Annotated in this window: 21 protein-coding genes and 1 pseudogene; 5 read left to right on the top strand and 17 right to left on the bottom strand. The window is 68.9% G+C overall.

All coding sequences use genetic code 11. The annotated features are described in order from the left end of the window. Positions 1–670: 670 nt before the first annotated feature. From ACWGDX_RS00325 to ACWGDX_RS00310, 4 genes and pseudogenes are all read right to left on the bottom strand, one after another. Positions 671–799 (bottom strand): annotated as a pseudogene (locus ACWGDX_RS00325) (SDR family oxidoreductase); the annotation flags it as partial. 182 nt (positions 800–981) lie between these two features. Beyond that, on the bottom strand, positions 982–1,116 hold the full coding sequence (locus ACWGDX_RS00320; RefSeq protein WP_453620679.1) for a hypothetical protein: 135 nt from the start codon (positions 1,114–1,116) through the stop codon (positions 982–984). Positions 1,117–1,556: 440 nt separating this feature from the next. Beyond that, on the bottom strand, positions 1,557–2,504 hold the full coding sequence (locus ACWGDX_RS00315; RefSeq protein ID WP_453620677.1) for a CU044_5270 family protein: 948 nt from the start codon (positions 2,502–2,504) through the stop codon (positions 1,557–1,559). Further along, positions 2,501–3,067: a sigma-70 family RNA polymerase sigma factor gene (locus tag ACWGDX_RS00310; RefSeq protein ID WP_453620675.1), complete on the bottom strand. Its 567-nt coding sequence runs from the start codon at positions 3,065–3,067 to the stop codon at positions 2,501–2,503. The genes ACWGDX_RS00315 and ACWGDX_RS00310 overlap by 4 nt, the downstream gene beginning before the upstream one ends. Positions 3,068–3,638: 571 nt before the next feature. Between ACWGDX_RS00310 and ACWGDX_RS00305 the strand changes: the two genes are divergently transcribed. Then, positions 3,639–3,851 (top strand): chorismate-binding protein, encoded by a 213-nt coding sequence (locus ACWGDX_RS00305; protein WP_453620673.1) that lies wholly within the window; start codon positions 3,639–3,641, stop codon positions 3,849–3,851. A gap of 259 nt (positions 3,852–4,110) precedes the next feature. Here the strand turns inward: ACWGDX_RS00305 and ACWGDX_RS00300 are convergent, their stop codons facing one another. Together ACWGDX_RS00300 and ACWGDX_RS00295 are read right to left on the bottom strand one after the other, a co-directional pair. Beyond that, the gene (locus ACWGDX_RS00300) at positions 4,111–5,199 is read right to left on the bottom strand and encodes a MerR family transcriptional regulator (RefSeq protein ID WP_453621000.1); all 1,089 of its coding nucleotides are present in this window, start codon (positions 5,197–5,199) and stop codon (positions 4,111–4,113) included. 186 nt (positions 5,200–5,385) lie between these two features. Then, positions 5,386–6,228: a helix-turn-helix transcriptional regulator gene (locus ACWGDX_RS00295; protein WP_453620671.1), complete on the bottom strand. Its 843-nt coding sequence runs from the start codon at positions 6,226–6,228 to the stop codon at positions 5,386–5,388. A 314-nt stretch (positions 6,229–6,542) separates the two neighbouring features. Between ACWGDX_RS00295 and ACWGDX_RS00290 the strand changes: the two genes are divergently transcribed. Continuing rightward, the gene (locus ACWGDX_RS00290; protein ID WP_453620669.1) at positions 6,543–7,574 is read left to right on the top strand and encodes an aldo/keto reductase; all 1,032 of its coding nucleotides are present in this window, start codon (positions 6,543–6,545) and stop codon (positions 7,572–7,574) included. Between the two features lie 107 nt (positions 7,575–7,681). On the opposite strand, the gene ACWGDX_RS00285 is transcribed toward ACWGDX_RS00290, so the two are convergent. The 4 genes from ACWGDX_RS00285 to ACWGDX_RS00270 all read right to left on the bottom strand — a co-directional run bounded on the left by ACWGDX_RS00285 (position 7,682) and on the right by ACWGDX_RS00270 (position 10,640). Further along, the gene (locus ACWGDX_RS00285) at positions 7,682–8,167 is read right to left on the bottom strand and encodes a DUF4265 domain-containing protein (RefSeq protein WP_453620998.1); all 486 of its coding nucleotides are present in this window, start codon (positions 8,165–8,167) and stop codon (positions 7,682–7,684) included. A gap of 207 nt (positions 8,168–8,374) precedes the next feature. Next, positions 8,375–9,100, bottom strand: a complete 726-nt coding sequence (locus tag ACWGDX_RS00280) for a class I SAM-dependent methyltransferase (protein WP_453620667.1) — start codon at positions 9,098–9,100, stop codon at positions 8,375–8,377. 147 nt (positions 9,101–9,247) lie between these two features. After that, the gene (locus ACWGDX_RS00275; protein ID WP_453620996.1) at positions 9,248–9,781 is read right to left on the bottom strand and encodes a TetR/AcrR family transcriptional regulator; all 534 of its coding nucleotides are present in this window, start codon (positions 9,779–9,781) and stop codon (positions 9,248–9,250) included. A gap of 22 nt (positions 9,782–9,803) precedes the next feature. Further along, positions 9,804–10,640: an alpha/beta fold hydrolase gene (locus ACWGDX_RS00270; protein ID WP_453620665.1), complete on the bottom strand. Its 837-nt coding sequence runs from the start codon at positions 10,638–10,640 to the stop codon at positions 9,804–9,806. A 955-nt stretch (positions 10,641–11,595) separates the two neighbouring features. On the opposite strand from ACWGDX_RS00270, the gene ACWGDX_RS00265 reads away from it, so the two are divergent. Beyond that, the gene (locus ACWGDX_RS00265; RefSeq protein WP_453620663.1) at positions 11,596–12,474 is read left to right on the top strand and encodes an ATP-grasp domain-containing protein; all 879 of its coding nucleotides are present in this window, start codon (positions 11,596–11,598) and stop codon (positions 12,472–12,474) included. A 343-nt stretch (positions 12,475–12,817) separates the two neighbouring features. On the opposite strand, the gene ACWGDX_RS00260 is transcribed toward ACWGDX_RS00265, so the two are convergent. Together ACWGDX_RS00260 and rox are read right to left on the bottom strand one after the other, a co-directional pair. Continuing rightward, positions 12,818–13,279 (bottom strand): pyridoxamine 5'-phosphate oxidase family protein, encoded by a 462-nt coding sequence (locus tag ACWGDX_RS00260; protein ID WP_453620661.1) that lies wholly within the window; start codon positions 13,277–13,279, stop codon positions 12,818–12,820. 138 nt (positions 13,280–13,417) lie between these two features. Continuing rightward, positions 13,418–14,854: a rifampin monooxygenase gene (gene rox / locus ACWGDX_RS00255; RefSeq protein ID WP_453620659.1), complete on the bottom strand. Its 1,437-nt coding sequence runs from the start codon at positions 14,852–14,854 to the stop codon at positions 13,418–13,420. Between the two features lie 713 nt (positions 14,855–15,567). On the opposite strand from rox, the gene ACWGDX_RS00250 reads away from it, so the two are divergent. Next, a complete protein-coding gene (locus ACWGDX_RS00250; RefSeq protein WP_453620657.1) occupies positions 15,568–16,662 on the top strand; it encodes a protein kinase family protein in 1,095 nt (364 codons plus the stop codon). 161 nt (positions 16,663–16,823) lie between these two features. Here ACWGDX_RS00250 and ACWGDX_RS00245 read toward each other — a convergent pair whose 3' ends face one another. The 3 genes from ACWGDX_RS00245 to ACWGDX_RS00235 all read right to left on the bottom strand — a co-directional run bounded on the left by ACWGDX_RS00245 (position 16,824) and on the right by ACWGDX_RS00235 (position 18,720). After that, positions 16,824–17,030 (bottom strand): hypothetical protein, encoded by a 207-nt coding sequence (locus ACWGDX_RS00245; RefSeq protein ID WP_453620655.1) that lies wholly within the window; start codon positions 17,028–17,030, stop codon positions 16,824–16,826. 202 nt (positions 17,031–17,232) lie between these two features. Next, positions 17,233–17,574, bottom strand: coding sequence for a DUF6479 family protein (locus ACWGDX_RS00240; protein ID WP_453620654.1), 342 nt, complete (start codon positions 17,572–17,574; stop codon positions 17,233–17,235). 537 nt (positions 17,575–18,111) lie between these two features. Continuing rightward, the gene (locus ACWGDX_RS00235) at positions 18,112–18,720 is read right to left on the bottom strand and encodes a TetR/AcrR family transcriptional regulator (RefSeq protein ID WP_453620652.1); all 609 of its coding nucleotides are present in this window, start codon (positions 18,718–18,720) and stop codon (positions 18,112–18,114) included. Positions 18,721–18,904: 184 nt separating this feature from the next. On the opposite strand from ACWGDX_RS00235, the gene ACWGDX_RS00230 reads away from it, so the two are divergent. Further along, positions 18,905–19,702, top strand: a complete 798-nt coding sequence (locus ACWGDX_RS00230) for an SDR family NAD(P)-dependent oxidoreductase (RefSeq protein WP_453620650.1) — start codon at positions 18,905–18,907, stop codon at positions 19,700–19,702. 295 nt (positions 19,703–19,997) lie between these two features. On the opposite strand, the gene ACWGDX_RS00225 is transcribed toward ACWGDX_RS00230, so the two are convergent. Together ACWGDX_RS00225 and ACWGDX_RS00220 are read right to left on the bottom strand one after the other, a co-directional pair. After that, positions 19,998–20,435, bottom strand: a complete 438-nt coding sequence (locus ACWGDX_RS00225) for a hypothetical protein (RefSeq protein WP_453620648.1) — start codon at positions 20,433–20,435, stop codon at positions 19,998–20,000. 24 nt (positions 20,436–20,459) lie between these two features. Next, entirely contained in the window at positions 20,460–20,849 is a 390-nt protein-coding gene (locus ACWGDX_RS00220) for a TraR/DksA family transcriptional regulator (protein WP_453620994.1), read from the bottom strand. Positions 20,850–20,913: the final 64 nt, after the last annotated feature.

Raw genomic sequence — 20,913 nt, 5'->3', positions numbered from 1 at the left:
CAGCCACTGACCCGGGGCCGGCGGGATCGGTGAAGGTGGGGGGGTATCTCGATCCCGCCGGTGACGCCGTATCCGCCCTGCGACGGTGCTGACGCCTTCGGTCGCGGACCGTCGGCAGCGCGCGTCGACCGCCCCGGCCGTCGAGCCAGAGGAACGCGCCCGGCGCCGCCCTCGGCCTTCATATGGGGAATCTGCCCGGAGGCACGGAGCTGTTCATACACATACGCGTAGACGTCGTAGACCGTGGCGTAACCGCCCTCCCCTGACGCGCCGGACCTCAGGCCCTCGATCAGATACCGGGTGAAGGGACTGGCTGTCCGTCCGGTCTCAGCGTCGGAGGACAGACCCGCGTGACTGGAACTGGTCATCACGAACCGGCCCCAGCCGGAGAGCTGGCCGGCGGGATCGGTTCCCTTGACCGTCGCCACACCGCTGAAACAGCAGTCCAGGATCGCGACGATCGACCGCGGCGCGCAGTCGTCGATCAGCTCGTTGATCAGTTCATGCCGTACCGAACGCGTCCGTAACTGATCGGCAGTCGTGTCGCGGGCACACCCCGCAGAGCGGCGCTGTCCGCAGGCGGGGATTCCTTTCCGGGCATGCCGAAAAATGGCGGAGCGGCGGAACGACGGCTTCGCGCCGCTCCGCCTGTGGCTGAAAGGAATTTCAATCAGCTGTCGGATCCGCCGTCGATCGCCGGCGTGGCGCCGGTGACGAAGGCAGTCTCGGGGGAGGCAGGATAGGCGACCACGTGCGCGATTTCGTCGGCCGTACCGTAACGGTTGAAGACGTTCTGCGAGCGCTGGTAGTCGGCGCGGGGCCCATCCCGCCGGGTTCATGTCGGGCAGGTCCTTGTCACGGGCGTACGTGATGGCGACAGCGGGCATCTCGGGCCGCCAGCCGACGGGTTATGGCGGCACCGATCCCCCGGCTGCCTCCGGTGATCAGAGCGGTCTTGCCCTCGAAGGTCGGCGTGAGCGGTCAGACCTCTTCCCTCTGCTTGTCGCTTGCCGGCTGAGCGGCCTCGTCCGTGCGGGCGTGAGTCTCCGGTGCGTCGGCGGACGCGGAACGGCGGATCAGGTCGGGCAGGAGACTGGCGAGGCCGAGTACGGCCATGGCGGCTCCCAGCCAAAGCGGTGCGCGCAGGGCGTAGTTGTCGATGGCCGGCCCGCCGACCGAGGAGCCGGTCCCGTGTCCGCGAACAGATCACGCTCCTGATGACCGGGCATGCCGGGCAGCGCAACGCCACGCTGCCCGGCTCCCGGCTCCCGGCTCCCGGCTCCCGGCTCCCGGCTCCCGGCTCCCGGCTCCCGGCTCCCGGCTCCCGGCTCCCGGCTCCCGGGGGACAGTACTCAGCGGGCGTCGGCTGAGGCGATCCTCGCCGAAACGGACCGGCGCGTGTCTACGCCGTTGCAGAGCACTGTGCCCGTTCCGCACGCGCCCGTCGCAGCGCACGCCCGTATCGGGGCCATCACCCGCGGTCCGCCTGCCGGGCGGACATCACCTCGACCGGTGGTGTTACGGAGCCAGGCGATCCTCCCGACTCCGTTGTTCGATCAGCCGAGTTCCGATGTCGGGCCCGTCGACACGAACGTCGTGGTCGTCCGCCAGCCCATCGCACCGCCCTGCTCCCTGTGCTCCAGCACGGTGCTGCTGGCCGGATCCACGACGAGTACGTGGTGCACGGCCGGGCCCTGCCACTCCACGGCGGTGCCGTGCCGTCCCTCGCTGTCCACCGCCGGTCCGAGCAGTCGTACGCCGTCCATGCCCGCGAGGACATCGAAGAGGGCCGCGCGCAGGTGTGGTCCCGACGGTGCGGTGGCGAGGAGGCTCACGATGCCGTTGTAGAGCGCGCGGTCGCCATCGGCTGAACCGCTGAGGAACCTGGTCCTCAAGGCCTGCGGTTCGGTGGGCAGTTCGGCGAGTTCGTCCCAGGTGACCCGTTCGCGCCCGAACGACCAGGCGGTCTGTCCGCCCCGCCGTTCGTCGAAGGTGCAGAGGCCGCCGTGGCAGACTCCCGACTCCCCGCCCGCGGGGTTGCTGACAGTAACGGAGGTGCGGCTGTACCAGGTCGTCTGCTCGTGGCCCGGCCGCGTGCCCGAGGTGTAGCGCGCGTGCACCTTCCAGTACCGGGCATGGGAGGCCGGCTTCTCCGCCGCCGTGACCGCGACGTCCCGCAGGAAGGTCGCCGCGTTCGCACCGGCGGCCGGGGGCGCGCCGTCCATCCCGGCCACCGGCAGGACGAAGATCCCCGCGGCCACCGCGGCCACGGCAACCGCCGACACCACAAACCGGAGCCGACGCCGACCACGCCCACCGGTCGTAACGGCCGTGTCCGCGGCCATGTCCGCGGCCACGGCCTCCCGTACGGCCCTCCGAGCAGCGTCGACAGCCGCCCCATCCGCCGGCTCCACCCGCCCGGCCGCGCACAACGTCTCGGCGCCGGCAAAGTCCAGGAAATCGGGCTCAAGGTCGCGTGCGTCATCGTCAGTGATCGTGGTCATGCGAGGTCTCCTGTCCGGGGAAGTACGGCGGCCGGTTCAAGCGCCTGGCGCAGCCGCGCGCGGGCGCGGTGCAGTCGGGACCGGGCGGTGCCCGCCGGGATACCGATCACGGCCGCGGCCTCGGTCGGGGTGAGCTGCTCCCACGCGATGAGCAGCAGTAATTCGCGCTCCGCGTGCGGGAGTCGGTCCAACGTGCGGCGTATCGAGGGCGCGACCGCGGCGGCGTCCAGCCGTTCGTCCACCGCCTGCCACGGATCGCTGACGGCATGGCCGTCGCCACCAGCCGCCCCCGGCCGTTCCGGCGGACTGCGCCGCCAGTGCGTGGCCAGCACATTCCTGGCCACTCCGAAGAGCCAGGTGCGAGCCGTGCCACGGGTGGCGTCGAAGGTGGCACGGCTGGTGTACGCCTGCAGCCATACCTCCGCCAGCAGGTCGTCCGCGGCAGCGGGCGCCCGGCGGGCCAGATAGCCGTGCAGGGCGTGGGCATGGCGCTCGACCAGCGGCTCGAAGGCCGCGGGATCACGCGCCGAGCGCACCAGCAGATCGTCGTCATCCGGTTCCATAGGGTCCCCTCCCGTGGGCGCGCCATCGCGGCCACACCCCGTACTTGTCGGCGAGGGCCCGCAGCGTTCGGTCCCCGCCGCCCAGATGGGCGGCCGGCCGTCCTCCCGGGCGATCTGCCGCTCCACGAACGGGTTGTTCACTCGCGCCGGCAGCCGGTCCACCGGCTCCAGTACCTCGTAGATCCGCGGAGCTCATCGACAGCCGCGGTCACCGGATCGAGTACATACGGGCCGTCGTCAATCCCGACCGCCATGGCCGGGCGCCGAGACCTTCGGAGCTGAGCGGGATTTCGGACGATCTCGCACGCGCGCCGCGAGTCCTGCGGCCGGACTGCCCCTACGCGGGGACGAATACCCCTCACGCTATACGCCGCCCAGGAGGAGACCGAGGATCGCGAGCACCGTCGTTCAGGAGGCATGGAAACGTCTTGCCGCCGAACACCCGAGTGGTTCCTCAAGGTGGACGCCGCTCGCGCGGTGGAGACCAAACCGATCAGAGGAACAGCGCCCCGCCACCCGGACCCGCGAACCGATGATGAGAGACGGCGCTCCTTGACGGCGCTCCTTGCGGATGGATCCCAAGACGCGCGCGGAGAATCTCAGGATCGTGGATTTGCTCCGCAACGACCTCGGACGGATCTGCGAGATCGGCAGCGCCGCTGTCCCCTCACTGATGGTGACGGAGTCGTACGACACCGTGCACCAGTTGGTCTCCACGGTCACCGGGACGCTGTGCGACGGCACGTCCACCGTGGACGCGGTACGGGCATGCTTTCCCGGCTGATCCATGACAGGAGCGCCGAAGCTCGACCAGGTAGTGGTGCCAACGGCTGTCCGACGGCATCGGCACGGGGACTCCTTCCGGGGCGGTTCACGGATCCGCGGACAGATGCCCCAGCCCGTCGCGGGCTCGCTCGCCGAGGCGAGGGAGAGCAAGCCGACTCCGGCGGCGCCCCTCCACCACGCCAGGACCGTCAGGTGCGAGTTGGCTGCGAGTTGGGCGCGGGGTGGGTGCGGGTTGGATCGTTCTCGCGCACGACCGTTCAGGCTACGAGCAGGCGGAGACCGAGCTCTGCCGCGTCGAGGGCGACGAGGTCGCGGTTGCGTTCGGCCCACCGACCTGAGGAAAGGTCGTCGCGAAGACTGCTCACCGCCCGCTGCTCGGCCTCCGGCCCGACTCTGGTCCACACCGACACCGCGCGGCGCACCTGTTCGTCCAGATACGCCTCGGGCCGACGCCAGAAGGCCTCGAAGAAGCCGTCGGCGCAGTCCCACGGGATGAGCACCGGCTCCGCGCGGCCCCCGATCGCGCTGGTCAGGTCGGCCAGTGAAGGCCACTCGACGAGAAGGTCGGCGAATTCAGGCAGGTAGTCGCGGGTGAGCCAGAACCTCTCACGTCGGCCGCTATCACTGGCGTCGTACGTGAACACCACCACGCGGCGGGCCACGCGCCGCATCTCCCGCAGCCCGGCGACCGGGTCCTGCCAATGATGAACGGTGCTGAAGGCCATCGCGGCGTCGAAGGACTGGTCCTCGAACGGAAGGCTTTCCGCGGCGGCGGCCACGCACGGCGCCGCGCCCGCGGGACGCTGCGCCCGCATGACCGCCGACGGTTCCACCGCGGTGACATCACGGTCAGGGGGCTCGTAGGAGCCGGTGCCGGCCCCGACGTTCAGTACCGTCCGCGCGTCCCCGAGCGCGTCCCAGACCCTCGCGGCGATCCGCGGCTCGGTGCGCCGCGTCGCCGGGTAGGCGGACCCGATGGCGTCGTACAACTGCGCTCCGAACACCTTCAGTTGTTCCACCGGCGTCGTCCTGATCCCCATTGCCCGTGCCTCCAGTTCCCTGTCTATGGCCGTCACCATGGCAGCGGCGCGGTCGCGTTGTTCCAGCAGCAGGCCGCGCAGCCGGCGCAGGTGCGCGACCGCGTCGGTGGCCGGGTCGTCCACCAGATCCGCGATCTCGCGCAATCCGAAGCCCAGCCGCCGGTAGGCGAGCACCTCCCGCAGTCGCTCCACGTCGCCCGCCGAGTAGGCCCGGTACCCGGCCGCGGTCCGCGCGGACGGCCGTACGAGGCCGATCTCGTCGTAGTGATGCAGTGTGCGAACGCTCACGCCGGCCAGTTCGGCCACACGCCCCACGGTCAGGTGCTCCTCCACACCACCGACTATGCGGCCTGACGCCACGTGAGGGTCAAACACTTCGTCCTCGTCCAACGTCCTCAACGATCTTCGAACATCCGATCCGCGCCTTCGAAAACACGCACCGCGGCGGCGCCGTATCGCCGCCGCGGGCACTGACGGACCCGGCGGAGCGGTTCAGCCATGGGTCAGATCCTGGAGGCCGGCCACGCGCAGCAGTTCCAGCCGCTCGTAGGACCTGCTGCCGGGCCGGGCGGTGTAGACGATCAGCCGCTGGTCGTGCTCCGGGTTCAGCAGCACCTCGCAGTCCAGCTCCAGCAGGCCGACGACCGGGTGCTGGAACCGTTTGCTGTCGGCGCGGCGAACGGCGACGTGGTGGGTGTCCCACAGCGCCGAGAACTCCTCGCTGCGGGCGCGGAGCCGGCGTACGAGCCCTGCCAGCCGCGCGTCGTCCGGGCGGCGGGCCAATGCGGCGCGCAGATCCGCCACCGCCGCGCGGGCGGCGTGGTCACGGTCCTCGGCCGGGAAGAGTTCCCGCGCGGAGGGGTCCATGAAGTAGCGCCAGACGACGTTGCGCTCCGCCTCGGGGCGAACGGACGCGTCACCGCGGAGCGCCTTGGCCATCGCGTTCTGCGCGAGGATGTCGCCGCGGTCGCTCACCACCTGGGCGGGAGTGTCCGTCAGCCGGTCGAGGACGAGAAGCAGGCCGGGGCGGACGTGCTCCGTGGTCGGCCGGTTGCGTGGGGGCTCCTCGCCGGACAGATGGAAGAGGTGGTCCCGTTCGTCGCCGGTCAGCCGCAGCGCGCGGGCGACGGCGGCGAGCATTCGGCGGGACGGGCGGGAGCCCCTGGCCTGCTCCAGTCGCGTGTAGTGGTCGGTGGACATGCCTGCCAGCTGCGCCACCTCCTCGCGGCGCAGTCCGGGGGTGCGGCGCCGCGCGCCCTGAGACAGCCCCACGTCGGCAGGGACAAGCCGGGTACGGCAGTGGCGCAGGAAGTCGCCCAGTTCGGTTCTGTCCACACCTCCACCATGCCCCGGGAAGCCGGACGCAGCCAGGGACCGCCCGTCCCCGGATAAGGACGTCTCTCCCGCCGTCGCCCGCATCGCCGCACGCTGGAAACCGGCTCGGCGGACCGGCGTCCCGACAGACCGGCGTGCCCCGACAGACCGGCGTCTCGGCGGACCGGCGGCGCCCCGCTGGTGCGACGAGACGAGCACCGGACAGGTGTCGCGTGCCACATACGACATCTGCCACGACAGACACATCCGCCTTGCGCGTATCTGTTGACATTGAAGACTATTTATCGCTTTTCATGGAGAAGGAGAGATTTCGCATGCAGTACCGTACGCTCGGCCGGACCGGTATCAAGGTCAGCCCCTACGCACTCGGCGCATTGATGTTCGCCACGTCCGTCGGCAACCCCGACCCCGACGACTCGGCCCGCATCATCCACAGAGCGCTGGACGCGGGAATCAACCTCATCGACACCGCCGACGCCTACGGCGACTCCGAAGAGGTCGTCGGCAAGGCACTCAAGACCCTCAAGGGGCGACGGGACGATGTCGTCCTCGCGACCAAGGTCAGCCGCCCGATGGGTGACGACCCCAATCAACAGGGCGCCTCGCGGCGCTGGATCGTGACCGCGGTGGAGAACTCGCTGCGCCGCCTCCAGACCGACCACATCGACCTCTACCAGATCCAGCGTCCGGACCCCACCACGCACATCGAGGAGACGCTTTCAGCACTCTCCGACCTGATCCACAGTGGGAAAGTCCGTGCGATAGGAACGTCCACGATGCCGGCGTCCGACATCATCGAAGCCCAGTGGGTCGCCGAGCGGCGCGGTCTGGAACGGTTCCACACCGAGCAGCCGCCCTACTCGCTGCTCAACCGCGGCATCGAACGCGAGGTGCTGCCGGTCGCTCAGCGCTACGGGATGGGAACGCTGGTATGGGGCCCGCTCGGGCAGGGACTGCTCACGGGGCGCGTGCGCAAGGGCCGGCAGAACGAACTCCGCCGCGCCGGCTTCTTCAAGCACCTCACCGACGAGCGCCGTCTCGACGCCGTCGAGCAGTTCATCTCGCTCGCCGAGGAGGCGGGCTTGCCGCTGACCCACCTCGCGATGGCGTTCGCGATCGCCCATCCCGGTGTGACCAGCGCGATCGTCGGGCCACGCACACTGAGCCACCTCGACGACCTTCTCGCCAGCACCGATGTGGCCCTCAGCGACGACATCCTCGACCGGATCGACGAGATCGTCCCGCCGGGCACCGACGTCGGAACGCTCGACCAGGCATACGTGCCGCCGGCTCTCCAGCGGACGAGCCTCCGCCGCCGACCCGTCAGCGAACGCACCGCAGCCTGAAGCGTTCCCACGCCGCGGGTCGTAGGCTTCGGTGGGTACGGCTACGTCCAGGTGCCCGTGCTGTGCCAGGTCGAGGAGTTCCGCGGCCCGCGCAGGCGAGTTGGAGATCAGGCATTGCGCCACGCGTCGGTGGCGCACCCGACCTCGTAATGCCACCATCCTTCTTCCCGCCCACGGGCCAGGAGCGCCTTGATCCCGGTGAAGTCGGCGCCGGCCGGTGCGGTGAAGGCCACCATCGGGAAGTCCTCGCTGAAGACCTCGCCCCCGAGCCCGAACACCGCGAAGCGCTGACGCACCGCCTGGGGGCTGCGTCCCAGCGGGCCGGAGGGTATGGGGACAACGCGGAGTGTGCAGTTGCCGGCGGTGCTGACCCGCCCGACGGCCCAGTGGAGCCCCTCGGGGTCGGTCTGGAACCGCACAACATCCCCCTCGGCCACCCCGTTCTGAAGAAAAGGGACGTTCTGCAGGCAGGCCGTATCCGCACTGCGCCTTGTCGCCCACAGGCCCTCCGTGTCCTGGGGGAACCATCCCTCCCGGGGAACGAACCGGAACCAGACCTTGATCTTCTCGACCGAGTACTCCACGACTGTCATCATCACCCGGCCGTCACACGCGTCTTGAACCGGGTCCGAGCTGGGCGATCAGCGATCAGTCGTTGCTGTCAGGAGACTGCCATCCCTTGACCGCCTACTCGCGATGATCAGTCGGCGGGCTTCGCCGGCGGATCAGGCTCAGGCAGGGAGCGGGGCCCTCGGAGCGCTGCCTGTGGAACGTGCCCTGACCTGGAACCACTGATTCACTCACGGACGTCGCGCCAGGAAGACGAACTCTCTTCCTGGTCGGTCGGGTGCGGCGCGAACGTCCTCCAGCACATAGCCGTGCGCGGTCAGGTCCCGCTCGACCTCCTCCCGCTCCCGGAAACGCAGCGTCGAATCCGACGTCAGCACGTGCCCATCCGCAGCGAAGCCATAGGTCCAGCGGAAGGTCACCAGAGGCCGGCTCACCTCGATCAGCTGGACCCAGCTCTCGACGGAGCCGACGCCCGGGATCTCCGTCACGCGGTAGGAGATCTCGCGGGTCCACTCCTCCCAGCCGCGTCGGGCCGGATCGCGGGTCTCGAAGACCAGGCGCCCGCCGGGTCGCAGTGCTTCGTAGGCCCCCCGCAGCGTCTTCTGCCACGCCTGTGGTTCAACGATGGCCTGGGCGACATTCGCTGTCATCGTCGCGAGGTCGACCTGGAGCGGCGGCAGGTCTGTCGCGTGACCGCAGATCCAGTGCACGCGCTCACTGCCCGGTTTGGCCCGAGCGACGTCAAGGGACGCTAAGGCGGGATCGATCCCCACGACCTCGATCCCGCGGTCGGCCAGGAGAAGCGCGAACACCCCGGTGCCGCAGCCGATGTCCAGCACCTGACGCGCCCCGAACTCCTCCGTCATCCGGAGGTAGGCATCGAGATCGCCACGGTCGGGGTCGAGCGGATCGTAGATCGCGGCGAGCCGTGGATGCCCGAAGCATTCGTCGGCCATGAGGCCGAACGTATGCGGAGCTGGTCCCGGCCGGCTACTGAGTTTCGCCGGCGGTTGTGCCGCGGTGTCGAATTCGAGCGGCCCGGACCACTCACGTGCAGGACCACGTCACCAGAAATGTGGCGACCGTCGACGGCGGCGGCATTCTCAGACCAAGCGCAGGCCTCGGTCGGCGAAGGCGATCAGCCACTCGAAGCTCTCGTCGATGTCGACACTCCACTGGAATCCGTTGGCCGCTTGCAATGTGGCGAAGCCGTGGCAGAGGCTGCGGAGCATGCGCAGGGCGTGGTCCACGTCGGACTCCTGGATCTCGTAGCCGCGCAGGACCGCCATGAACGCGCCGAGCAGCCGCTGACTCGCGGTGGCCAGCGGATCGTCCGGGCCGGACGGTTCCGCGCCGATCGTCGCGGCGTACCGGCCGGGGTGTTCCAGGACGAAGGCGCGGAAGGCACGGGCCGCGGCCGCCAGGGCATCGCGGCCCGCGTACCCCTGGACCGCGCCGCCGACGGCGTCGGCGGCCTCGTTCAACGCGAGGACCGCGATACGCTGGTTGAGGTCTTCCTGGCCGCCCACGTGTTTGTACAGGGACGGGGTACGCACGCCCAGCCGCTCGGCCAGCAGACCCATCGTCAGGTTGGCGAGGCCGACCTCGTCGGCGAGGGCGGCACCGGCCGCGGCCACGGCCGCCGGGTCCAGGCCGGCCCTAGGCACGAGCGGCGTCCGATCCGAGCAAGGCGAGCACGAGCGAAACCACCTGATCGGGGAACTGGTCGTGCGGGTAGTGGCCGGCGCCCTCGATCATCTCAAGGCGACCGAGCCCGGACGGCAGGGCATCGACGATGGCCGAACCCTCGGCGTGCGGGTCGGCCCAGTCGGGGTCGAGCGTGCCCATCACGACCAGGACCGGGCAGCGGACGTTGCCGAGCTGCGCGCCGGCGTCGGCCGGGGCGCTGCGGCCCATGCCCTGCATGGCCTTCATCCGGCCCGGCTCGCGCAGCAGGAAGTCGATGCGGCCGAGCCGCTCGTCCCAGTCGGCCGGTTTCACTCCGGGGTAGGCCACGTCGAGGTACGAGCGCCACAGCGGCACGCTGCCGAACGCGCCCGCGCCGAGCAGCCGCAGCATGCCCCGCCGGAAGCGCTTCACCCGCAGGTCGCCGAGGCGGATCGACTGCTTGCGGGTGAACGGCGCCAACTCGACCACAGCGGTGATCAACGAGGGCTCCTGCGCGGCGGCGATGGTGGCGGCGCCGCCGGAGATCGAGTGGCCGACGAGCACCGCCGGGCCGCCCAGGTGGCGGATCACGGCGAGCAGGTCGCCGGCGATGGCGGTGCGGCTCCAGGCCGGCCGGCCGACGCTGGACTCGCCGCAGCCACGGAGATCGACCGCGGCGACCCGATAACCCGCCGCCACCAGCGGCGGGATCACAGCACGGTACGCGGCGCGGCTGTCGCCCATGCCGTGCGCGAGAACGATCAGCGGGCCGGACCCCGCCACCTCGTAAGCGATCGTGCCGTCGTCGACGGCAAGGTACTCGGTCATGACACCCCTCGCATTTGGCTAACTTTGTTAGCTACAAGCTAATCCCATTAACCAATCCTGTCAACGAGGACCAGACCGCCGTGCCGCTGTCCTCGTCCGCCAGGATTGCATCCCTTGTCGAGCCGCTGGCGCGAAAATCCTCGCCACGGTGAGGCACCGATGTCATTTCCGGTGGTGGGCAGTCTTCGTCGGCTGTCGTTGCCGTCCACGTACCGGTTGCCGAGCCCGACCTGGCCGACTTCCTCACGCCGGCAACCGACTGGGCCTTCAGGCACCTGCCTGACCGCTGCGCTCCCGTCGCAGCCGCTCCGGCCCGCGCTCTCGACCTTCCCGCACCGGCCATCCCGCCCGAGCCGTAGGACGGCACCGGGTTCGCCGGCCACGTAGGCAGGTCCCTGGATTGTCATAGCGGGCGACGCGGTGAGCACGTTCGTGTGGGCCCGCCTTGGCACGTCGGCGTACAGGCCGACTCGTGCACTCCAGCCATCGAATTCGGTGGTGGGTTCGGACCGTGTCACAAGGACTCCGGCGATGTGGTGACAGTGCTGGTGCGGGCAACGACGTCGATGAGAACGGGAGGCATCGGACGCGGGCGTGCTCGTGAGCGCGGTTCCGTAGGCACGGCCGCGGTCGACCAGGGCGAGCGTGCGACGTTCGCGGTGCCCAGGGAACTCGTCCCATTCCTCCGGGGCGACAGTGTGGTATTCCTCGGCCGGGCGCAGGGCCCGGCGCCGCGCGATGAGAGCCCGGCGTGCCTCGGTGGCGCCAACGGACGCGTGCCGGCTTGTGCGCCGACTTCATCCACACCCTGAAGTCCCGGACTTCCTCCCGGGGCACGCGGTCCTACTCGACCTTGAGTACCCACACAAGAACCTTCTCCGCATGTTGCGGTCATCGCGCCTGGCGGCACGAAACCACTGGCCCGAGGCTCTGGAGGTTCCGTAGCGTGTCAGTCATGCCAACGCCTGTCCTGTACTGCCGTGATCCGTTGAATCCTCGACGCGTGGATGAACACTTCGCGCGGGAAGCACAGGAGGTGCGCGCCCGTGGCGCGGTGGTTGGGCTGGTCGACCACGATGCGCTGTTGCGGGGTGACGCACAGCAGGCTGTTGCACACGTACCCGCTGGACTGGGGAGTGCCTGGTACCGGGGTTGGATGATTCCGGGCGATCGATACGCCGCGTTGGCCGAGGCGCTGAGCCGACGCGGCACCGCGTTGTTCGTCGCTCCAGATCAATACCGGGCAGCTCACGAACTGCCGGGCTGGTATCCGGTGTTCGTCGACATCACGCCCCCGAGCGTGTGGCGTCCCACCAAACCCGGTGAGATCTTGGCCGCCGAAGACCTGGCTGTTCTCGCCGAGCCGTTGCTGCCGGGCTCGGGAATCGTGAAGGACTACGTCAAATCCCGTAAGCACGAGTGGGAGCAGGCGTGCTTCATTCCCGATCTCGCTGACGGGATGGGGCTGACACGGGTCGTGCGGCGCTTCGTGGAACTGCAGGAGGAGTTCCTTGCTGGTGGAGTCGTTCTGCGCAGCTTCGAGACGTTCTCGAAGCTGGAGTCCGTTGCGGCTGAAGTGCGCGTGTGGTGGCTGGATGGTGAACCCAGATTGGTCACGCCTCACCCGGATAGCCCGTTCGAGCGTGTGCTGGTGCCCGAACTGGACCATATCGGGCCTGCGGTGCGGCGCCTGGGATGCCGGTTCGTCACAACCGACCTGGCCCTCCGCTCGGACGGGGTGTGGCGAGTCGTCGAAGTCGGTGACGGCCAAGTCAGTGACCTTCACCCGTCCAGCGGTCGGGGCGAGTTGGCCGCTCTGCTGGTCGGTCCGTAGCGCTTGCGGAAGCGGTCCCGCGCCAACATCACCCAGACGGTGCAGAGAACTCCGAGCAGTGCCTGGGTATGCCGAGGGACTCATGACGGCCCCAGGTCGAACGCCCGGCATGCCGAGGCTGACCGGCGCGACGCGATCCGGTCGCTGGCTCTCTTCACGTTTGTGGCGAAGAAAGGTCAGTGTGAATGGGGCAACGAACACATGAACGCTCATGCCGGCACGGGGTCCCGTCGGGGCGGGCACATCCTCCCAGTGCGGCTTTGCGCTGGTCGAAGTGCTCTTCGGAGCCAAGTACTCCAGCCGTAGATCGTGATCCGAGCGAGGCGCCGTCGGCGAGCGGCCGTTATTCCAGCCACATCCCGTCGCGCATGATGACTCTCCCGCGTAGTTCTGGCTCGCCGCGCCAAGCGAGCACAGTCCTCGGAACTACCCGTACATACAGAAAGGAACCCTCTTCCACGCGTGGATCCCACCCGAACTTGTCGGCGAACGCCTCCGCTGCGCCTCGGGGCACCTCCTGGTCCGGGAAGCACTCCGCCTCGCCCTGGAGGAGCACCACGTCGTAGGTGTCCGGCAGCGACAGGCGCACGCGCGGCTCTTTGCGGACGTTTCGCGCAGTTGCGGAAGCGGGACTGGTGCACATCCACACTGCTTGCCCATCCCACAAGAACCACAGCGGCACCTGGTGCGGCCCATGATCGGGGTGAGCCGTCGACACCCATACATCCCGCTCGGTAACGAGCCGCTCCAGAGCGTCGCACACGCGCTCCGCCGTCTGGCGATGAACAATTCCTGTGATCTCCATGAGGACCGACCCTAGCCAAGCAGGCGCGAAGCGCGCCTGAGGCGCAGGACCTACTCCCGGCGACCGATGGCCCCCTCAGCCTTCTCGATGAGGGACTCGGCCGGAGACAGGTCACATCTTCGAACCGCAACTGTGCGCTCAGCCGACAGCCGCGCCGAACCACTTGGGCAACTGGCCGAGCAGATCCTCCTGATCTTCACCGACCCACGCCACGTGGCCGTCCGGCCGCAGCAGCGCCGCGGGTACGTCCAGTTCCTCGCCGGCATCGACGACATGGTCGACCCGGTCCGCCCAGCCCGCCACCGACAGCCGGCCGGTCCGGTCGAGCAGCAGCCCGCGGCCGCCGTGCGTCAGCTCGTAGAGGCGCCCCCGCTTCAGCCCCACGTCCCGCATCCGCCGGCCGAGCAGCTCATGCCCCTCGCCGAAGTCGTAGCGGACGTCGACCGCGGTGATCATCCCGGTCACGTACCGGTTCACCTCCTCGAAGTCCATCAGCTTCGCGAACAGTTCCCGCAGCGCGGTCGCCCCCGGATCGGTCCCCAGCAGTGTGATCTGCGCGCGGGTGTTCTCCAGCACACGGGTGCCCACCGGGTGCCGTTCGGTGTGATAGCTGTCCAGCAGCCCTTCCGGCGCCCAGCCGTTCACCTCCGCGGCCAGCTTCCAGCCGAGGTTGAACGCGTCCTGCACGCCGAGGTTGAGCCCCTGCCCGCCGGTCGGCGGATGGATGTGCGCCGCGTCGCCGGCCAGCAGCACCCGGCCGACCCGGTAGCGCTCGGCCTGCCGGGTGGCATCACCGAAACGGGAGAGCCAGCGCGGCGAGTGCGCGCCGAAGTCGGTGCCCGCGAAGGTCCGCAGCCGCTGCTTGAACTCCTCAAGGGTCGGCGCGGCCGTACGGTCCTCGGCCACGCCGTCGGCGGGCACGATGATGCGGTACACCCCCTTGTTCCCGTCCACGTTGGGAATGGCGCCGAACCGCAGTTGGGTCTTACGGACTTCCTCGACGATGGCGGCCACTTTCGCCGGGTCCTCGGTCGCCTCCATATCACCCAGCAGCGTCTCGACCTTGGCGGGTTCGCCGGGGAAACCGACGCCGAGCAGCTTACGCACCGTACTGCGGCCGCCGTCGCAGCCGACGAGGTAACGCGAGCGCAGCCGCGTGCCGTCCGCCAGTTCGACGGTCACCCCGTCCTCGTCCTGGCTCAGCCCGACCACGTCGCTGCCGCGCCGGATCTCGGTACCGAGTTCGAGGGCGCGCTCGGTGAGCAGCCGCTCGGTGACCGGCTGCGGGGTGGCGAGGCCGTACGGGTGAGCCGTGTCCAACCGGTCAGGCCACGGCTTGGGGATACCACCGAAGAGTCCGCCGACCTGGAACTTCTCACTGACCGCGAGGAACCGGTCCAGCAGACCGCGCTGGTCCATCACCTCGACGCTGCGCGCGTGCAGGCCGCGACCGCGGGACTGCTCCGTTGGCTCGGTCAACTTCTCCAGCACGACCACATGCACTCCGGTCAGCCGCAACTCGCCGGCCAGCATCAAGCCGGTCGGTCCGCCGCCGACCACGATCACGTCAATCATCAAAACGCCCATTCAACGAGATTGGATTTCGGCCAGCCGCTCCGCGCAGTCCGGCGGCACGTACACCCGCGCCTCCGCACCTCCGCGCCGATCCCCCGCAACGGCAGCGCACCGCACCGCGAGCCCACCGGCGGTTCGCCGTTGCCGTGCGACCCACACGTCGACAACAGCCCACGCACTTCGTGGATCTGTCATTTCCGCAGGTCCTGGCCTTGGTCGACCATTCTGCGGTACACCCCGGGCCTTGCCACAAGCCCCCCGGTGCGCTATACCTTGAGCATGGCAAGGAGTGGGTAACCTCCTTGCCTTTGCCTTTTGTCGTCCGCTGTTGCTGGGGACGGACAAGCTCCTCCCGTCCAGGGGGACCTCCCATGAGCCTGCGGATGCAACCAGCTTGAGGACATGCTCGTCGCCCGCTGCCCAGACCGGCTGCGACCCGTCCGGGAAACTGGTCAGCCGTGTGTCGGCCGGAACGAGGCGCGCACGCACAGAGTCCTCGGCTCCAGGCCTCCTCCAGGCCTCCTCACCGTCTCGTCAGGAACGACCGCACCGCATCACACTGTTCGTCCGTTTCGGTCTCGGAGCGTGGCGGCCCTCCCGTCCGGCGGCGCAGACTCCGCCGATCTCGTCATCGGCCTTCACGTACAGTTCGGAGACAGCAGGTGTGGTTGATGGATGCTCATGCTCATGGTGGAAGCGAGGTGGGCATTCCGATGCAGGTAGCGGTCGAGCGTCCCGATATGTCGCGTGCCGCGCGTCTGGCCGCCTACAGTGCTGTCTCCACCTCCCTGGCCCTGCGCAGTGATCGCGGGCTGAGCCAACTGCTGGACGCGGCAGTACCGATCGGCTCCGGCATCGGTGGGATGTCGTCGCTGCTGGAGGTCGCCGGTACGCCGGTCTTCGTGAAGCGGGTGCCCCTCACGGATATGGAGCGGCTGCCGGAGCATGTCCGGTCCACCGCCAACCTGTTCGGACTTCCCACCTTCTGCCAGTACGGCATCGGTGGGCCCGGTTTCGGGGCATGGCGGGAGCTCGCCGTCCACACCATGACCACGAACTGGGTGCTCGCGGGGCAGTACGAGGGGTTCCCCCTGATGTACCACTGGCGCGTGCTGCCGGACACGGCGCAGGCCCTGCCCGAGGAACTCGCCGATGTGGAACGGGCCGTAGCCTACTGGGGAGGCGGGCCAGAGGTGCGCCGTCGTATCGAGGCCCTTGAGCGGTCCTCCGCGAGCCTCACACTGTTCATGGAGTACATCCCGCAGACACTGCATGAGTGGCTCACGGAACAGGTACAACAACGGGTACGGGTACGGGCCGACGACGAGGCCGCCGACCGGGCCTGTTCCCTGGTGGAGAAGGAGTTGGAGGCCGGCACGTCTTTCATGAATGCCCGCGGGCTCCTCCACTTCGACGCCCATTTTCAGAACATCCTGACCGATGGCCGACGCCTCTACTTCACGGACTTCGGTCTCGCTCTCTCCTCCCGATTCGATCTGTCACCGTCCGAGGCCGCCTTCTTCGAACTGCACAGGACCTACGACCGCTGCTACACAGTCAGCTACCTGGTGAACTGGCTGATCACCGCCCTGTACGGTTACGAGCGGAAAGAGCGCGAGGCACTCATCCGGGCATGCGCCGAAGGAGAGGACCCACCGGCCGGCCCGCAGGAGGCCAGGGCGATCCTCGCCCGTCACGCACCACTCGCCGCGGTGCTGACGAGCTTCTACGGCAAGGTGCAGGATGAGAGCAGGCAGACCCCGTACCCGCTGGAGGCGCTCCGCCGGGTCTGCGCCCGCGCCGTGTGATCGGCCGGTCCATCACCAGCCACATGCGCACATCTCCGGTCACCGACGCCGTCAAGATGAGATGGCCCTCGCCACCACAGCTCCCCGATGACACCCGCAGAGACAATGATTCCATCCGCTCCCGCGCCGCGTCCGTCAGCTCGCCTCTGCCCGCCGCGTGATCAATTATCAGAGCCGCCATCGGCGGAAACGGGCACGACGGTCGGTACAAACAGGCTCAGCCGGTAGGTGGTCGGTTGGATCAACCGCCCGCAGAGGGTGTCCAGTCGGACCATCGTCCAGTCGATCTGCCTTGCCTCGCTGTTCTCGGTCCGCAGACGCTGGAGCTGAACGCGCCATTCCGACTCGTCCTGAGTCTCGAAGAGCACTTCCCAGCGCCCTGTCTCAGGGGCGATCTCAGGGGCAAAGCGGGCAGCAGTCCGCTGGCGCCCCTCCTGCTGCCGTCGTTTCCGCTTTCTCTGTCCTGGCACCGCCCTAGCATCGCGGCGCCCCCTCAGGCCGGCAAGGCCATTACCCGCATGCCGACCTCGGCCGGCCTTTGATCATCCCGCGCGGACCGAAGGCGCCGGTTCAGCCGCTGCGCCCTTGATCGTTTCGGTGGCGCCGCGCGGACCCGGGCCGACTGCTACGAGCCGCAAGCTCGTGCGGGGTCAGCCGTGAACCATCGCCGGGAAAGGAATCGCCCTCCGACTCGCGGTTGTGGTCGATATGCGTACGGTGTGCGGGTTGGACCGGCTGCTCCTCGGGCCGCGGCGGGGGCGGTTGCGTCCCACGACGCCTGATGGCCCAGGGAATCATGCCGACAAGCACCGCCACGATCGCGATTCCTATGATCAGTGGTGCTATACCGCCCAGGACCGGGCTGCTCGCCGACAGCGGGAAAAGAGGCTGACTGCTGATGAGCACGTTCATCTCCTTTGCGCTGATGCCTACAGGAGACGCCAGAACCGGCGCCGTCGTCCCTATGGGGAAAACGTCTGCCCCGAAGGCGTAGGGCGACACATCTGGTCCGATGTGTTCGGCGCCTCGGATGAGCTGGCACGAGGCATTGCCCAAGGACGAGCAGACGCCGTTCACCCTGAGCCCGCGGCCCCCTGCCGAACTCCGTGTGGGAGGGCGTGCTCGGCGACTCGACGGCTTCTCGGCGGTCAGCCGTGGTGTCGCCGAGCACATGCCCAGCGAGTACTGCCGCAACAACGGCCAGGACGAACCGGATGATGCGGACGAGTCCGCCGCGGCGGCGACGCTGTATGCCGCGCATGCCTCCCTGTTCGGCTGCCGGGATTCCGCCATCTGGACCGGCGCGCGGGCGGTGGAGGCCATCGACCAGCATCTTCTGTACCTGGCCGAGTGGGATACGAGTCGCGGGCGGACCGGGGCGCGGCGATTGCGCTGGACTTCGATCCCACTGTCGTCGCGTCGGCCTACCCCACGGCGCGGAAGGGGGCTTCAGGGGGTGTCGGTGGGAGTCGGCGCCGGCCGGCGTAGGGCGTTGACGGATTCGCGAAGGCTGACCTCCAGGTAGCTCATACGGCCGGTGGCCTGGAGCAGCGCGGCGCCGCCGGTGATGGCGGTGAGTATCTCGATGGCGGCGTTGTCGACGTCGATGTCGGCGGCCGTTTCGCCGCTGTCCCTGAGTGCCCTTACGCCGGCGGCGATATGGCCCTGCCACACCTCGTAGAGCTCGGTGATGATCTCGCGGACCGCCGGGTCGGCCATGTTCAGTTGGGCCGTCAGCGCCGTCAGCGGGCATTTGTCGCGCTGGGCGTCGTATCTCTCGATCACCCGTTGCCGCCAGGCCTCCCACTTGGGCCAGCTCGTCAGATCGCCGAGCATCGGCTGCTGCTCGGCGAGCACCTGCTCTGCCTCGTGGCGCGCCACGGCCAGCAGAAGATCGGCCTTGCCGTCCGGGAAGTAGTGGAAGAGCTGGCTCTTGCTCGTCGAGGTGGCCGCCCGGATGTCGTCCAGGCCCACCTTCGCCGGTCCGCGGTCCCGGATCAGGCGCGCCGCGCTCTCCACGATGCGTTGCCTGGTGGCGGCGCCCTTCGCAGTCAGCATGCGCGCGTCCAGTCCGCTCGGATCGGATCGGTAGTCGGTATGGGCGTTTCGAGGTGGCGGGCATCGTGTTCGGTTCACCTTACTCCAAACTGGACTTGCCGGTCCAATTTCAAAGTGTGACTGTGGACCGAACGGTCCAGTCGGCCGTCGGGAGCGCAAGAGCGGGAACGGAAGAGAGAGCACCATGGATCTGCAGCTGAACGGCAAGCGGGCGCTGGTGACCGGGTCGAGCACCGGACTCGGTGAGGAGATCGCCAAGGTCTTGGCAGCCGAGGGAGCGGCGGTCGTCGTCCACGGCCGTGACGAGGCCAGGGCCACGGCGGTCGCCCAGGCCATCCGGGAGGACGGCGGTGAGGCCACCGTCGCGATCGGTGACCTGGGGACGGACGCCGGTGCCGACGCGGTGAGGGCGGCATCCGGCGCCGACGGACCGGTCGACATCCTCGTCAACAACCTCGGTACCTACAACCCGGCGGCGGCCTGGGTCACCACCCCGCCCGCCGACTGGTCCGAGATCTACAACACCAATGTCGTCTCCAGTGTGCGTACGATCCAGCGCTTCGTCCCGGACATGCGGGAGCGCGGCTGGGGCAGGGTGATCCAGATCAGCAGCGTCCTCGGTGAGCTGCCCATGGCGAGCCAGCCGCACTACGCCGCGACCAACGCCGCCCGGAACAATCTCGCCGCCTCCCTGGCCCGCGAGCTGAAGCACACCGGAGTGACATCCAACTCGGTCGCCGCCGGCGGCATCCTCACCCCCGGCACCCAGGCCTATCTGCTCGACCTGGGGAAGCGGAACGGCTGGGGGGAGACCTGGGAGGAGATAGAGCCCAACGCCGTCGGCGAACTGGCCCCCAATGACATCGGCCGCATCGGCCGCCGGCGCGACTACGCCGACCTCGTCGCGTTCCTGGCCAGCCCGCTGTCGGGGTACATCACCGGCACGACCCTGCGCGTGGACGGCGGATGGTACGACGCGTAGTGCGCTGACGCGCCGAAGCGATGACGGGGCCGTCCGTCGGGCCCTTTCCCCGCCACCGCGAGGAACGCCCGGTTCCGTCGATGGGCCGCCCCTCCCGGCGCCACGGTCCTGGTGGCGTCTTCCGGCACGGCCGTCACCCTTGCCGCTTGCGGCAGGGCCGGGGTCTTCCGGGTCTTCGTTGCCCATGTAGGCCCATGGGTTCGGCCAGATTCGTGGGCAGGGGGCGCCGAGGCCGTGAGCGGCGACAATGGCGCGACGCGAGGGGCTTCTCGGCCGGTCCGTGCAACTGTGTGGATCAGGATCCATCGTTCGGCCAGCTTCCCAGAGCGGCAGCGAGCCGATGCGTAAGAGCCGGGTCCTGGACCTCATGGGCAAGGCGGTAAGTGATGGGCCCGACCTGCCGGCCCACGTGGTGGTCGAAGTGTGGATACGGCCCGGCAGAGTTGTGAGCGAGTTTGCCGACCAGCTCCGCGAGCCTGAAGAGCAGCTCTTCTTGCACCGTAAGCGGTCTCTCGGCATCCAGGCTCCGCTTGCGAATCAGATCGAACACCCCACGACCGCCGGCCCACCGGCTCTCATCGCCCGCCAAAGCGAGGGCGGCCTCGATCTCGGGAGTCCTGCCCAGACTCGCGGCGGCTGCATCAAGCACCGTTCCGGCCCATCGCACAGGATCCTGTTGACGCTCGAACAGGGATCGTCCCCAGGAGCTGACAGCATTGGTTGTTCCGCTCACGTCCCGATCATGACAGGCCTCAGGTCAGTGGGGGCCGGTCACGGCGCAGGATACGCAGGTGCTCGCCGCCGGGCGCACCTCCAGGCGCTCCGCCGGGATCGGCTCGCCGCACACCTTGCACCGCCCGTAATCGCCTCGTTCCAGCCGCTCCAGCGCTTGGTCCAGATCGGCCAGACGGTCCTTGGCCTGTGCCAGCATGGCGGCGACATGGGCCCGTTCGAAAGCGGTGCTCGATCCTTCCGGGTCATGCTCGTCATCGACCGCCACCAGAGCATTCGCCTCGACGATCTCGGCGAAGTCGCGGCTCAAGAAGGCGATCTGCGCGATCGTGTCGGCCCGCTCGCCGGTCAGCCGCCCGTGGACAGCCTGGCGCCCAGTCGAGGGGATAGCGGCATCATCGGAGAAATCGCCCATTTTTACGTCAACGCCATCCTCTGGATTCACATTCCCCAGCTTCTGAACCTTGGGTGCCGAGAAT

Source organism: Streptomyces sp. NPDC055025 (assembly GCF_053608565.1).
Note: the sequence above shows the minus strand (reverse complement) of the source record. Positions and strands in the feature narration are given on the sequence as shown.

Coding starts and splice junctions, on each gene's coding strand:
- ACWGDX_RS00280 (WP_453620667.1), bottom strand. CDS start 9,100: ATGGCCGACGAATGCTTCGGGCATCCACGGCTCGCCGCGATCTACGAT.
- ACWGDX_RS00310 (WP_453620675.1), bottom strand. CDS start 3,067: ATGGAACCGGATGACGACGATCTGCTGGTGCGCTCGGCGCGTGATCCC.
- ACWGDX_RS00290 (WP_453620669.1), top strand. CDS start 6,543: ATGCAGTACCGTACGCTCGGCCGGACCGGTATCAAGGTCAGCCCCTAC.
- ACWGDX_RS00250 (WP_453620657.1), top strand. CDS start 15,568: ATGCAGGTAGCGGTCGAGCGTCCCGATATGTCGCGTGCCGCGCGTCTG.
- rox (WP_453620659.1), bottom strand. CDS start 14,854: ATGATTGACGTGATCGTGGTCGGCGGCGGACCGACCGGCTTGATGCTG.
- ACWGDX_RS00305 (WP_453620673.1), top strand. CDS start 3,639: ATGGATCCCAAGACGCGCGCGGAGAATCTCAGGATCGTGGATTTGCTC.
- ACWGDX_RS00240 (WP_453620654.1), bottom strand. CDS start 17,574: ATGAACGTGCTCATCAGCAGTCAGCCTCTTTTCCCGCTGTCGGCGAGC.
- ACWGDX_RS00265 (WP_453620663.1), top strand. CDS start 11,596: ATGCCAACGCCTGTCCTGTACTGCCGTGATCCGTTGAATCCTCGACGC.
- ACWGDX_RS00230 (WP_453620650.1), top strand. CDS start 18,905: ATGGATCTGCAGCTGAACGGCAAGCGGGCGCTGGTGACCGGGTCGAGC.
- ACWGDX_RS00315 (WP_453620677.1), bottom strand. CDS start 2,504: ATGACCACGATCACTGACGATGACGCACGCGACCTTGAGCCCGATTTC.
- ACWGDX_RS00320 (WP_453620679.1), bottom strand. CDS start 1,116: ATGGCCGTACTCGGCCTCGCCAGTCTCCTGCCCGACCTGATCCGCCGT.
- ACWGDX_RS00235 (WP_453620652.1), bottom strand. CDS start 18,720: ATGCTGACTGCGAAGGGCGCCGCCACCAGGCAACGCATCGTGGAGAGC.
- ACWGDX_RS00260 (WP_453620661.1), bottom strand. CDS start 13,279: ATGGAGATCACAGGAATTGTTCATCGCCAGACGGCGGAGCGCGTGTGC.
- ACWGDX_RS00220 (WP_453620994.1), bottom strand. CDS start 20,849: ATGGGCGATTTCTCCGATGATGCCGCTATCCCCTCGACTGGGCGCCAG.
- ACWGDX_RS00270 (WP_453620665.1), bottom strand. CDS start 10,640: ATGACCGAGTACCTTGCCGTCGACGACGGCACGATCGCTTACGAGGTG.
- ACWGDX_RS00285 (WP_453620998.1), bottom strand. CDS start 8,167: ATGACAGTCGTGGAGTACTCGGTCGAGAAGATCAAGGTCTGGTTCCGG.